This is a genomic window from Bacillus sp. J33 (genome assembly GCF_000518885.1).
Lineage (GTDB): Bacteria > Bacillota > Bacilli > Bacillales > Cytobacillaceae > Cytobacillus.
In genome coordinates this window covers 16,674-29,224 of sequence record NZ_JAEL01000073.1, presented here as the reverse complement: position 1 = coordinate 29,224, position 12,551 = coordinate 16,674, and the positions used below count along the sequence as shown (strand labels likewise).

12 protein-coding genes, 1 pseudogene and 1 other annotated feature are annotated in these 12,551 nt (G+C 39.9%); of the genes and pseudogenes, 12 read left to right on the top strand and 1 reads right to left on the bottom strand.

Features of this window, described 5'->3' with window-relative positions; genetic code table 11:
• Positions 1–205: pseudogene (locus tag L634_RS32870) on the bottom strand (DDE-type integrase/transposase/recombinase); the annotation flags it as partial.
• A gap of 164 nt (positions 206–369) precedes the next feature.
• On the opposite strand from L634_RS32870, the gene L634_RS0119355 reads away from it, so the two are divergent.
• The 12 genes from L634_RS0119355 (at position 370) to L634_RS0119295 (ending at position 12,516) form a co-directional block, all read left to right on the top strand.
• Positions 370–2,553 (top strand): HD family phosphohydrolase, encoded by a 2,184-nt coding sequence (locus L634_RS0119355; protein ID WP_026583865.1) that lies wholly within the window; start codon positions 370–372, stop codon positions 2,551–2,553.
• Positions 2,550–3,020 (top strand): rRNA maturation RNase YbeY, encoded by a 471-nt coding sequence (ybeY, locus tag L634_RS0119350; protein WP_026583864.1) that lies wholly within the window; start codon positions 2,550–2,552, stop codon positions 3,018–3,020. Before L634_RS0119355 ends, ybeY begins: the two co-directional genes overlap by 4 nt.
• Positions 2,998–3,390, top strand: a complete 393-nt coding sequence (locus L634_RS0119345; protein ID WP_026583863.1) for a diacylglycerol kinase family protein — start codon at positions 2,998–3,000, stop codon at positions 3,388–3,390. Before ybeY ends, L634_RS0119345 begins: the two co-directional genes overlap by 23 nt.
• A gap of 344 nt (positions 3,391–3,734) precedes the next feature.
• Positions 3,735–4,127 carry a cytidine deaminase gene (locus L634_RS0119340; protein ID WP_034262922.1) on the top strand — a complete coding sequence of 131 codons (393 nt, stop codon included), beginning with the start codon at positions 3,735–3,737 and terminating at the stop codon, positions 4,125–4,127.
• The gene (gene era, locus L634_RS0119335; protein WP_026583861.1) at positions 4,120–5,040 is read left to right on the top strand and encodes a GTPase Era; all 921 of its coding nucleotides are present in this window, start codon (positions 4,120–4,122) and stop codon (positions 5,038–5,040) included. The genes L634_RS0119340 and era overlap by 8 nt, the downstream gene beginning before the upstream one ends.
• A 160-nt stretch (positions 5,041–5,200) precedes the next feature.
• Positions 5,201–5,344, top strand: coding sequence for a YqzL family protein (locus L634_RS32865; protein WP_084028950.1), 144 nt, complete (start codon positions 5,201–5,203; stop codon positions 5,342–5,344).
• A 30-nt stretch (positions 5,345–5,374) separates the two neighbouring features.
• Positions 5,375–6,127: a DNA repair protein RecO gene (gene recO / locus L634_RS0119325; RefSeq protein WP_026583860.1), complete on the top strand. Its 753-nt coding sequence runs from the start codon at positions 5,375–5,377 to the stop codon at positions 6,125–6,127.
• A 73-nt stretch (positions 6,128–6,200) separates the two neighbouring features.
• Positions 6,201–6,385, top strand: a binding site (T-box leader).
• 383 nt (positions 6,386–6,768) lie between these two features.
• On the top strand, positions 6,769–7,659 hold the full coding sequence (glyQ, locus tag L634_RS0119315) for a glycine--tRNA ligase subunit alpha (RefSeq protein WP_026583858.1): 891 nt from the start codon (positions 6,769–6,771) through the stop codon (positions 7,657–7,659).
• Positions 7,652–9,724 (top strand): glycine--tRNA ligase subunit beta, encoded by a 2,073-nt coding sequence (gene glyS / locus L634_RS0119310; protein ID WP_026583857.1) that lies wholly within the window; start codon positions 7,652–7,654, stop codon positions 9,722–9,724. Before glyQ ends, glyS begins: the two co-directional genes overlap by 8 nt.
• 290 nt (positions 9,725–10,014) lie before the next feature.
• Complete coding sequence (locus tag L634_RS0119305) at positions 10,015–10,647, top strand: helix-turn-helix transcriptional regulator (RefSeq protein ID WP_198029798.1); 633 nt, start codon at positions 10,015–10,017, stop codon at positions 10,645–10,647.
• A 30-nt stretch (positions 10,648–10,677) separates the two neighbouring features.
• Positions 10,678–11,496 carry a pyruvate, water dikinase regulatory protein gene (locus L634_RS0119300; protein ID WP_026583855.1) on the top strand — a complete coding sequence of 273 codons (819 nt, stop codon included), beginning with the start codon at positions 10,678–10,680 and terminating at the stop codon, positions 11,494–11,496.
• 582 nt (positions 11,497–12,078) lie between these two features.
• The gene (locus L634_RS0119295; protein ID WP_026583854.1) at positions 12,079–12,516 is read left to right on the top strand and encodes a DUF188 domain-containing protein; all 438 of its coding nucleotides are present in this window, start codon (positions 12,079–12,081) and stop codon (positions 12,514–12,516) included.
• Positions 12,517–12,551: the final 35 nt, after the last annotated feature.

The window sequence follows — 12,551 nt, the reverse complement described above, 5'->3', positions numbered from 1 at the left end:
TAAGAAGAACTCGATAATCAAGCTGTTCTAGAACTTCAATGACCGGAAGGTCATCCACTTGAAGTTTTCGATAAGGTTTATTTACGGGCTGTTCAGTAGGTTTAACGAACATGCTTTTACCAATCAATAAAGTAAGCAATGTTCGAATGAGTTGTTCTTGATAGTTTATAAAAGTTAATAAATAGGTTATAATTTGAGGGTACAAATTGTCACTTCCATTCTTGGTTGTTGGGTGTGTGGTAACCTCAATTATCCAAAGAATTTAGGGGGTGGCAATTTTTTTGCCTATAAAGCCCTCTATGGAGATATTTTATAACCTATTTCTTATAGAAGTTTTGACAATACGCAGCCAAGATAGGAGGGGTAATAATGGGAAATCTTCAGCAGAGTATGACAAAAGTCAGGAATTTATTAAATATGACATTTTTTCGGGTACTGTTATTTATACTCTTGGGCATAGTTATGTATTTTTCTATGTACAGCAATGTAAAACCGGAAAAATTGGATCTAAGTTTGTTCTCTGTTGCTGAGCAGACCATTAGATCCCCGATAACAGTCGAAGACAAAGCGAGCACAGAGAAAAAGAAAAAAGAAGCTGAGAACAGTGTTAAGGATATCTATGTTGTAAAAAAAGAAATAGCCCAAAACCGTGTTGACTTAGTTACCTCCATTTTCGGTTCGGTATCTGAAGTGAACGAAGAGGTCAAAGAAGAGGCTGATAAAAAAAAGAATGAGATCTCCGAATCAGATGGTGAGGAGTCAGAGGCACCAGAGCCTTCTCCGAATGAGAAACTTGCCATGGTGAAGGAAAAGCTGACAGAGGATGTAACCCGTGAAGTATCAGATGATGTTTTTCTCGCATTGCTTCAGGCAAAGGATGGGGAGCTTACCATTGCCAAAGATCTTACTGTAACAGCTATTAATAAAATTATGAACAGTGAGATACCAGCTGAACAAGTGGAGAACGCAAAGAAACGGGTCGAGGAAGAACTGCGGTTTACAAGCTTAAGATCTGAGTTGAAACAGGCTGCAATTGAATTAGGCCGTTATGCGATCTATCAAAATCAGTTTTATGACCCGGTGGCGACAGAAGAATTGCGGCAGCAGACAGTAGAGAGTGTCGAGCCTGTTAAAATCCTTCAGGGCCAGATTATTGTGGAGGAAAACCAGTTAATCAGCAGGGACATATATAGGCAGCTCGAACTTGTAGGCCTCTTAGACAGCGTGAATTCTGTACAGCCTTTTGTTGGCCTGTTTCTGATCATCGTAATTGCCCTATCAGCTTTGTATTATTACTTCCATGAATTAGATGCTCAATCGGAAGTTAAGCAAAGTTATTTGCTGCTGTTTAGCCTAATATTTATTTTGTCTATTTTGCTTATGAAGGTTATCAGCTTTTTCCAGGATTCTGATTACTCCGAAATAGGCTATATATTTCCTGCTGCAATGGGTGCGATGCTGATTAAAATCCTGATTGATGAAAAGCTGGCGCTATACTTCACAATTATTCTGGCCATATGCGGAAGCATCATTTTCAATGAAGGGATTACCGGTACATTCCAGGTAACTGCTGGCATTTATATCATATGCAGCGGGTTGGCGGCAATCTTATTTCTAAGCAAGCAAAATCGCAGATCAAAAATCTTGCAGGCTGGCATGTTTGTTTCAGCAGTAAATATTATCGTCATTTTTTCTTTGCTGTTCTTAAGAAATGGCCATTATGATACAGTTGAATACGGTTTTTACTTTGTGATTGCACTTATTTCAGGCATATCATCTGCAGTGCTTACCATTGGTTTGCTTCCCTATTTTGAAGCTGGATTTGGCATTTTATCAACGATGCGGCTAATTGAACTGTCTAATCCAAATCATCCGCTGCTGAGAAAAATTTTGACAGAGGCTCCCGGCACCTATCATCACAGTGTCATGGTTGCCAATCTCTCGGAATCAGCCTGTGAAGCGATTGGTGCAAATGGGCTTCTCGCTAGAGTGGGATGCTATTATCACGATATTGGAAAAACAAAACGCCCTCAATTTTTTATAGAAAATCAAGTTAATATTGAAAATCCTCACGATCGACTGCCTCCGCAGACCAGCAAAAATATCATTATTGCACATGCTGCTGACGGTGCTGAAATGCTGAGGAAACACAAGATGCCGAAAGAAATTGTGGATATTGCCGAGCAGCATCACGGTACTACTCTGCTTAAGTATTTCTATCATAAAGCAAAGCAAAATGGGCTGGAGGTCAAAGAGGAAGAATACAGGTATCCGGGACCAAAAGCACAATCCAAGGAATCTGCCATCATTGGAATCGCAGATAGTGTTGAGGCTGCAGTTCGTTCTATGTCGCATCCTACTCCTGAGCAAATTGAAGGGCTTGTCAGAAATATTATTTCAGACCGGCTTCAGGATGGACAGCTGAATGAATGTGATTTAACCTTAAAAGAACTGGAAACCGTTTCACACTCATTTTGTGAGACGTTAAACGGAATATTCCATTCTAGAATCGAGTACCCAGAAATGACAAAACAGAAGGTGAAACAAGCATGAGTTTAAGCATTGATTTTTTAGACGAAACTAATGAGCTGAATGAGAATGATATGGCTCAGGTAGAAGAATTAATTAATTTTGCCGCTTCAAAAGAGGGGGTAGAGCCGGGAAGCGAGGTTTCCATTACTTTTGTGACTAATGACCGCATTCAGGAAATCAACAGGGAATACCGTGATAAAGACCGCCCAACAGATGTTATTTCTTTTGCTATGGAGGAACTTGGAGCAGGGGAAATTGAGCTTGTTGGTGCTGATATGCCAAGAGTACTAGGTGATATAATCATATCGGCTGCAAAAGCGAAGGAACAGGCAGAAGAATACGGACACTCTTTTATAAGGGAGCTTGGTTTTTTGGCGGTCCATGGGTTCCTCCATCTTCTTGGCTATGATCATGAAAACGCTGAGGATGAGAAAAAGATGTTTTCCCGCCAGAAGGATATACTTGATGAATTTGGGCTCAAACGATAATAGAAATCGTGTCCACAGTGTCCTTAAATCCTTTAGTTTTGCATTTGCCGGGATTAAGTCAGCCGTAAAGAAAGAAAGGAATCTGCAAATTCATCTTGCTTTTTCAATAGCTGTTTGTATCTTAGGGATAATCTTTTCAATCTCCCGTTTGGAGTGGATGATGCTCCTTTTCGCCATAGGGGGAATGCTTTCCTTAGAATTGTTGAACACGGCTGTTGAAAGGGTTGTTGACCTGGTAACCAAAGAATATCACCCCCTTGCGAAGCAAGCAAAGGATATTGCTGCTGGGGCTGTTTTGGTATATGCGATTTTGAGTGTTGCGATTGGCATCTTTGTTTTTCTGCCGAAAATAATCGCTTATGTAAATTGAGTGAAAGCTGTCCAATTGGATAGCTTCTTTTTTTGTTTGGCTCTTTTATTAAAAGCAGCAAACTATATGAAAACGGCGTTTTGTTTTTATGATTACCCGATTTGAAAAAGGAAAACTTGGAGAAGTGCATTTTAAAACAATTGTTATTCCTGAGTTTGAAAACGCTCACTGAATCCGCTAAAATGACAGAACAGCCAAAAAAAATTTGAAAAGCTGACATATTTTTAGAAAATTCAAATTTTTTATTACGTTTTTGCTACAAACAGTGAAAATGCCGGTAAAATGTAGTAAAATAAAAGGGAGGCGACAGCCTTCTTATTCGAAAGGAAGAAATAATCGTGAAAATGGATCAACTAATTGAAGAAGCAAAGATTGCAAGAGATAGAGCTTATGTACCCTATTCAAAATTTAAAGTAGGAGCGGCGCTTTTGAGTGACGACGGTCAGGTTTTTCATGGCTGTAATATTGAGAATGCGGCATACAGCATGTGCAACTGTGCAGAAAGAACTGCACTGTTTAAAGCATACTCGGATGGAGTGAAAAACTTCACGTGCCTAGCTGTAGTAGCAGATACCGATCGTCCTGTACCCCCTTGCGGTGCATGCAGGCAGGTTATTTCAGAGCTGTGTCCTCGAGATATGAAAGTGGTTTTAACCAATTTAAATGGGGATATAAAAGAATTAACAGTAGAAGAATTATTGCCAGGAGCATTTTCACCGGAGGATTTACATGAATAACGACACAACACCAAAAAGCCACAAATCAGGGTTTATTTCCATAATCGGCAGACCGAATGTAGGAAAGTCGACATTTTTAAATCGAGTAATAGGACAGAAAATCGCCATAATGAGTGATAAACCGCAGACGACCCGCAATAAGGTTCAAGGTGTCCTAACTACAGATGACGCACAATTTATCTTCATCGATACACCTGGAATCCATAAACCAAAGCATAAACTGGGAGACTTTATGATGAAAGTTGCCCAAAATACGCTGAAGGAAGTTGATGTTATCCTGTTTATGGTTAATGCCCAAGAAGGGTTTGGCCGCGGTGAAGAGTTTATCATTGAAAAGTTTCAGTCAGTTCATACTCCAATATTCCTCGTCATTAACAAAATTGATCAGGTACACCCGGATGAGCTGCTGAAGCTGATCGATTCTTACAAGGAGAAGTACGAATTCAGTGAAATTATCCCCATTTCCGCTCTTGAAGGAAATAATGTTGAGACATTATTGAATCAAATTAAGGAATATATTCCGGATGGGCCGCAATATTATCCTGCCGACCAGGTAACAGACCACCCTGAAAGATTCATCGTCTCTGAATTAATCAGGGAAAAAGCGCTGCATCTTACAAGAGAAGAGATTCCTCACTCGCTTGCTGTTCTTATTGATAAAATGGAGCGCCGTGAAGAGAAGGATGTCGTTCATGTAATGGCTACCATTATTGTAGAGCGTGATTCTCAAAAAGGCATTGTGATTGGGAAGCAGGGAAAAATGCTGAAGGAAATTGGCAAAAGGGCTAGAGTGGATATTGAAAATCTGCTCGGTTCTAAAGTATACCTTGAGCTTTGGGTCAAAGTCCAAAAAGATTGGCGCAATAAAATGTCCCAGCTCCGTGACTTTGGTTTCCGTGAGGATGAGTACTAATACACCAGCCTTAATTAAGGTATTAACGTTTTTTGGTTAATATGCATGATACTGATTGACAATATTTTCGTCTCATGATTTTACAAAGACAGGCTATGATAAAGATAAAGTATTGGGATAAATAAATTGCTAGTTGAAAAACGGAAAGGTGGGGTTTTCGATGATGGATTTTACCTGGAAAGTGTTTTCCCAAACAGGTAATATTGACACATATCTTCTCTTCAAGGAGCTAGAAAAGGAAACTCAAGAAATACCCGGAAATAACGATGATGAGCTAGCAGAAGCTGATTTTCCCATCTCATAGGTTTGTCGAAAGACAGGGATGGTGTCAAAGATGCTTGATAAATGTGAGGGCATCGTCATTAGGAGTACTAACTACAGCGAAACAAATAAAATAGTTACCTTATATACCCGAGAATGGGGAAAAGTTGGAGTGATGGCACGCGGTGCAAAAAAGCCGAACAGCCGCCTTGCTGCCGTCACTCAGCTTTTTACATACGGATATTTTTTAGTGCAGAGAGGAAGCGGATTGGGAACTCTTCAGCAAGGAGAAATGTCCTCATCCATGCGTTCCATAAGGGAAGATATTTTTTTGACTGCCTATGCAAGCTATATTGTAGACTTAACAGATAAAAGCATTGAGGATAAAAAGCCAAACCCTTTTCTCTTTGAATTGCTATACCAGTCATTAAACTTTATAAACGAAGGATATGACCCTGAAATAATTACAAACATTTATGAAATGAAAATGCTGAATATACTGGGGCTATATCCTGTCTTGGATCAATGTTCTGTCTGCGGAAGCACTGACGGGCATTTTTCATTTTCTATCCGTGAAAATGGCCTGATTTGCCATCGGTGTCTTGAAAAAGACCCATACCACTACAAAGTTTCACAGGCAGCCATTAAGCTGCTGCGCCTATTTTACTTTTTCGATTTATCCAGGCTTGGAAATATATCCGTTAAGCCGGAAACAAAGGAAGAGCTGAAAAAAATTATTTCAGCTTATTACGAAGAATATTCAGGCCTCAGCTTAAAGACAAAGAAGTTTCTTAACCAAATGGCCAAATTCAATGATTTAATGTGAATTACATGGCATGATAATGCCCGCATGAATATTGACAATCAATAGGGTTTCCGCTATGATTCAAATTAATTAAATAATTGCAGTGAAGGAGAAGAGTACTTAACTCAAATCTATTAAAGCGAACCCGGGAAGGTGGAAGCCGGGTATGGAAGGTTAAGGAAGGGCGCTCCAGAGCAATATTGTCATTTGACATAAAAGAGGCTGCGGCAGAAGCTGCAGCAAATAGGGTGGAACCGCGGGTAAACTCTCGTCCCTATGCCTTGAGCATAGAGATGAGAGTTTTTTTATGTTTAGCTTTGCTAGAGCCTGTTCATTTAGTGCAGTACTGCTTGAAGCGGAAGGCGCGAGGTCAACGACAGTGCATACCCATTTCTTCGTACGGGATCGATTCTCAATAGCTTATTCAATATCCTTGGGAAAATCGTATTCAATGGGGATCTCCAGGTGCAAAACGGTGGGAAGGGTTTGAAGGCCGGAATCGCTGACTGTATCGGAAATCAGATGGAAAAGGGTAACAAAGCCACATGCTTTAATTCTAAAATAAGGCTGTGTTATATTAAAATGTTGATTTTAGCATCCCGTAGCGGAAATCAGCAGGCAAATTTAACAGAGCCAAAAATAAAAAAAGGAAGAGGTGTCCTATGAATATTCAAAACATGATATTAACACTTCAAAAACATTGGTCTGAACAAGGCTGTATCCTTATGCAGGCTTATGATGTTGAAAAAGGCGCAGGTACGATGAGTCCTTATACTTTCTTAAGGGCAATAGGGCCGGAGCCATGGAATGTTGCGTATGTAGAACCTTCACGCCGACCTGCTGATGGACGATATGGAGAAAATCCAAACAGGCTGTATCAGCATCACCAATTTCAAGTGATTATGAAGCCTTCCCCTGATAATATTCAGGAGCTTTACCTGGATTCATTAAAAGCATTGGGAATTAATCCGCTTGAGCATGATATCCGCTTTGTTGAGGATAATTGGGAAAATCCCTCTCTTGGATGTGCTGGATTAGGGTGGGAAGTTTGGCTTGATGGAATGGAAATCACCCAATTCACATACTTCCAGCAGGTAGGCGGATTAGAGTGTAAGCCGGTTTCTGTTGAAATTACATATGGGATAGAGAGGCTTGCTTCTTATATCCAGGACAAAGAAAATGTTTTCGACCTTGAATGGACAGATGGATTTACTGTAAGAGATATTTTCCTTCAGCCTGAGTTCGAGCATTCAAAGTATACTTTTGAAACATCGGATCAGGATATGCTTTTTAATTTGTTCAATATTTATGAAAAAGAGGCGCACAGACAAATGGACGAAGGGCTTGTTCATCCAGCCTATGATTATGTCTTAAAATGTTCGCACACTTTTAATTTGCTGGATGCCAGAGGTGCCATTTCTGTTACAGAAAGAACTGGTTATATTGCCCGCTGCAGAAACTTGGCAAGAAAAGTGGCTAAAACTTTCTATGATGAGCGAGAAAAGCTAGGCTTCCCGATTTTAAAGGATAAGGAGGAAGGGTCCCATGAATAAAAAAGATCTGCTTTTGGAAATCGGCCTTGAAGAAATGCCGGCCAGATTCGTTACTAGTTCGATGAATCAGTTATCAGATAAAGTAAAACTATGGCTTACAGAAAAGAAAATTTCATTTGAAGGAATTAAGGCATACTCTTCTCCGCGCCGCTTGGCTGTTCTTGTAACGGGAGTCAGCACAGCTCAGGAAGATATAAATGAAGAAGCAAAAGGTCCCGCAAAAAAAATCGCATTAAATGAAGATGGAGAGTGGTCAAAAGCAGCCATTGGATTCAGCAGAGGCCAGGGAGCATCTGTAGAGAATATTTTCTTTAAGGAAATTAACGGGGTTGAATATGCTCATGTCAACAAATTTATTAAGGGACAGGAAACAGCTGGCCTTCTGCCGGAACTGCAGCAAATTGTTACTTCGTTAACATTTCCAAAGAATATGAAATGGGCAGACCAGGACCTTCGCTTTGTAAGGCCTATTAAATGGCTAATGGCATTGTTTGGAAATGACGTAATCCCTTTTTCCATAACAAATGTCCAAACATCCAACTGGACAAGAGGGCATCGATTCCTTGGTGAAGAAATGGAGCTTCATAATCCTGCTGACTATGAAAGAGCATTGCTGGAGCAATATGTGATAACAAATCCGCAGGAAAGAAAGAACGCTATTATATCCCAGCTGGAAAAGATTGAAGAAGAAAACGGATGGGTTATTCCAGTTGACGAGGATTTATTAGAGGAAGTAAACAATCTTGTAGAATACCCTACTGCATTATACGGTCAATTTGAAGAGGAATACCTTGAGCTCCCGGAAGAGGTTTTGATTACATCCATGAAGGAACATCAGCGTTATTTCCCTGTGAAGTCTAAAGACGGAAAGCTTCTTCCTTATTTCGTGACTGTCAGAAATGGCGGGCATGAACATCTGGAGAAAGTGGCTAAAGGTAATGAAAAGGTTCTAAGAGCAAGACTTGCGGATGCAGCCTTCTTCTACAAGGAAGACCAGAAAACGGAAATAAATGCCTCATTGGCAAAACTTAAAAGCATTGTGTATCATGAAGAAATTGGCACACTTGCAGAAAAAGTTGAGCGAGTCCGGCAGCTTGCAAATCAATTAAGTGATAAACTTGGCTTAAGTGCAGAGGAGAAAGACATTACAGACCGTGCGGCTGAGATAAGCAAATTTGATTTAGTTTCTCATATGGTGTATGAGTTCCCTGAGCTTCAAGGCTTCATGGGTGAAAAGTATGCTCTTCAAAAGGGCGAAAAAGAAGCAGTAGCACGTGCTATCAATGAACATTATATGCCAAGAAATGCAGAGGATCGTACACCTTCTAGCAATGCCGGGGCAGTGCTTGCTATTGCTGAAAAAATGGATACCATTGCATCATCCTTTGCAATTGGAATTATTCCAAGCGGCTCACAGGACCCATATGCACTAAGAAGACAGGCAACAGGCATTATCCAGACATTATTGGCTAAAAAATGGGATATTGGGCTTGAAAACCTAATTAGATTAGCCACAGAGGCAGTTTTTGCTGCAAAGATTGGCAAAAAGGACCAAGCAGGTCTAATGCAGGAACTGACTTCATTCTTTAAACTGAGAATCAAGTATTTGCTGCAGGAAAAAGCGGTGCGATATGATTTAATTGACGCAGTTCTAGGCGGGGAAATTGGTTCGGTGCCGTCCCTGGTAAAAAGAGCCGAAGTTCTTGAATCGAATAAAGATGCTGAAGGTTTTAAAGAAAGCATAGAGGCTCTAAGCCGAGTAATAAATATTTCTTCAAAAGCGGAAGAAAAAGGCGAGGTAGACAGCAGCCTGTTTGAAAATGAATTCGAAAAAGCTCTTTTTAATAAATATTTATCAGTGAAAGAAGAATTGCAAAATGAGCTGTCAGAAGAGGCAGCGTTTAAATTGCTCATTAGCATGAAGCCTGAAATTGACCAATACTTTGACCATACGATGGTTATGGCCGAAAACCAGGATATCCGTTCAAACAGGCTGAACCAAATGGCAAAGCTGGCCGAGATCATTCTTCAGTTTGCCAATATGAATGAAATAATCGTTAAATAATGAGCTCAAATTTTGCGTTTTTGATGGGGCTGGATTAAATTTTATAGTCAATGGCAGCGGCAGTACCGCTGGCCGGAAATGATAGAGCCTGTTATTTTGCTGACGGGCTCTTTCATATTTTGGAAATAACAGCTTTTCGCTGCTAAATATGTATGAAACACATCTTTTCATTTATGGTAAATAGTATATAATAATTATATAAAAGTATAACCTTATTTAGGACGAATTCAGAATGGTCTGGAGGATCTAAACTTTTTCGCAAATTTGTCCGGAACTCAACAGGTTAGGTGGTGAGGAAGATCGAATTAAATAAGAGGCAAGAAAAAATTATTGAAATCGTGAAGGAAAATGGCCCTATTACAGGGGAGAGCATTGCCGAAAAACTAAACTTGACAAGGGCAACTTTAAGGCCGGATTTGGCCATTTTGACTATGGCAGGATATTTGGATGCACGTCCGCGTGTAGGCTATTTTTATACCGGCAAAACCGGAGCCCAGCTTTTGACTGAAAATCTGCAAAAACTGTATGTAAAGGACTATCAGTCGATTCCGGTTGTTGTCAATGAAAATGTTTCGGTATATGATGCGATTGTAACGATGTTTCTTGAGGATGTCGGGACATTGTTTGTGGTTGACCAGGAGTCGCTGCTTGTCGGTGTTCTATCCAGAAAGGACTTGCTCCGTGCAAGCATTGGAAAGCAGGAGCTGAACTCGATCCCTGTAAATATTATTATGACGAGAATGCCGAATATTACGATGTGTGAAAAAGATGATTTATTGATTGAAGTTGCTAAAAAGCTGATTGAAAAACAAATTGATGCATTGCCGGTAGTGAAGAAGACAGATAAGGGATTCGAAGTTAACGGCAGGATAACGAAAACTAACTTAACAAAAGCGTTCTTGGCCCTTGCGGGAGAAAAGTAGATCAAGGCGCGAAGGAGATGGTCTTGAAGAATGGAAAAAATGCCGATTATCTACGTCGTTTCTGACTCAGTTGGAGAAACAGCAGAATTGGTAACTAAGGCTGCTACGAGCCAGTTTAACGGCAATGATATTACCATCAAGCGTTTTCCATATGTTGAAGAAAAGTTACATATTGATGAAGTCATTTCTTTAGCCAAGCTGGATAATGGAATGATTGCGTATACGATGGTCAAGCCTGATATGAGAAAATATATTAACCAAAGAGCAGCAGAAGAAGGAATTTATGCTTTTGATATAGTGGGTCCACTTATGGATCAAATTCAAAAGGCATGCGGGGTTACGCCGCTTTTTGAACCAGGATTGGTTCGCAAGCTTGACGAGGATTATTTTAAAAAGATTGAGGCCATAGAATTTGCAGTAAAATATGATGACGGCCGCGATCCACGGGGGATTTTGAAAGCAGATATCGTACTGATAGGGGTTTCAAGAACATCCAAAACACCTCTTTCACAATACCTTGCACATAAAAGGCTTAAGGTTGCGAATGTACCGCTTGTTCCTGAAGTCGATCCACCCGAGGAACTGTTCCTTGTTCCTCCCGAAAAATGCTATGGACTCAAAATCAGCCCGGAAAAATTAAACTACATCCGCAGGGAGCGTCTTATCTCTTTGGGCCTAAGCGATAGTGCAAGCTATGCAAATATAGAGAGAATTAAAGAAGAAATTGCCTACTTTGAAAAAATTGTTTCTAAAATCAAATGTCCAGTGATCGATGTAACCAATAAGGCGGTTGAAGAAACGGCAAATATGATTTTAAATCAATACCGTAAGAGCTTTCCGAGAAGCTAGCACATAAAATTTTTTATGTGCCTTTTCTTTTGTCTGGTTTCTTAACAAGCTTTCCAAGGTTCTAAGCAGAATAAATGGAGGAATCTTTTTTCTTAGTGCTGAATACTTATTAAACCGGACACGAAATAAGGGCGATATGACCGATAGTTAAAAGTACATGCTCAATATCCAGTAAATAACTCCAAAAAAAGTACCGAAATTGCAAAGATAAAATAATGGCAAAATAGACATTAATGTACTATAATAAAAAATTGTGATAAAAATGTACCCGAATAGGTTTAGAGTTCATACCGAACGAATAAACTATTTATTGTGGCATGTCAAGGTTTTGTCCAAGAAAAAATTCGACAAAAAGTGAAACTTCCATCAGTGGTGGGCCACTGATGGTTAGTTGAACCAATCGGGCTTTTACGGGCAGTTAATCCCCGTTTATCCTTTAGTGTGTTCCCTCAAGGCCTTGAAGTAGTGGGATATGCTGCCCGTTAATGCGGGATAAATCTCTATCCAAAAGTTATTCTTGGAAAGAAGGAATATGCGGAGTGATGTAGAATTATTAGAACATTAGGCAAACCCGTCATTATGGTGGATGCTGATTCCTGTCCGGTAAAAGAAGAAATTGTCGAAATCTCCAATTCTTTTTCACTGGATGCAATCTTTGTTGCTTCCTATGCCCACATGAAAAATGACTTAAACGGGGCTGATTGGAAGTTTGTTGATTCCAGCAAAGAAGCAGCTGATCTTTTCATTATGAATAATGTTAAATCCGGAGATTTGGTTGTTACACAGGACATTGGACTGGCATCAACTCTTTTGCTAAAAGGAGTTTATGTCCTTTCGCCTAAGGGAATTTTATTTGAAGAAAATGAAATTCGCACTGCGCTTGATATGCGGTATTTATCAGCAAAAGCGCGCCGAAAAGGAGTGTACGGGAAAGGCCCTAAACCTTTTAGCCGGGAAGACCGGTCCAGGTTTGTGGAACAGCTGACAAACATTTTGTCGAATTTTGAAGGGAATCGGTAATATTTTATAGAATATCTCATTAAGTAATGGAAGTA

What these genes read in the sequence shown, in the direction of transcription:
- L634_RS0119355 (WP_026583865.1), top strand. Translation starts at nt 370, where the DNA reads ATGGGAAATCTTCAGCAGAGTATGACAAAAGTCAGGAATTTATTAAAT.
- glyQ (WP_026583858.1), top strand. Translation starts at nt 6,769, where the DNA reads ATGAATATTCAAAACATGATATTAACACTTCAAAAACATTGGTCTGAA.
- era (WP_026583861.1), top strand. Translation starts at nt 4,120, where the DNA reads ATGAATAACGACACAACACCAAAAAGCCACAAATCAGGGTTTATTTCC.
- recO (WP_026583860.1), top strand. Translation starts at nt 5,375, where the DNA reads ATGCTTGATAAATGTGAGGGCATCGTCATTAGGAGTACTAACTACAGC.
- L634_RS32865 (WP_084028950.1), top strand. Translation starts at nt 5,201, where the DNA reads ATGATGGATTTTACCTGGAAAGTGTTTTCCCAAACAGGTAATATTGAC.
- ybeY (WP_026583864.1), top strand. Translation starts at nt 2,550, where the DNA reads ATGAGTTTAAGCATTGATTTTTTAGACGAAACTAATGAGCTGAATGAG.
- glyS (WP_026583857.1), top strand. Translation starts at nt 7,652, where the DNA reads ATGAATAAAAAAGATCTGCTTTTGGAAATCGGCCTTGAAGAAATGCCG.
- L634_RS0119300 (WP_026583855.1), top strand. Translation starts at nt 10,678, where the DNA reads ATGGAAAAAATGCCGATTATCTACGTCGTTTCTGACTCAGTTGGAGAA.
- L634_RS0119340 (WP_034262922.1), top strand. Translation starts at nt 3,735, where the DNA reads ATGGATCAACTAATTGAAGAAGCAAAGATTGCAAGAGATAGAGCTTAT.
- L634_RS0119345 (WP_026583863.1), top strand. Translation starts at nt 2,998, where the DNA reads ATGAATTTGGGCTCAAACGATAATAGAAATCGTGTCCACAGTGTCCTT.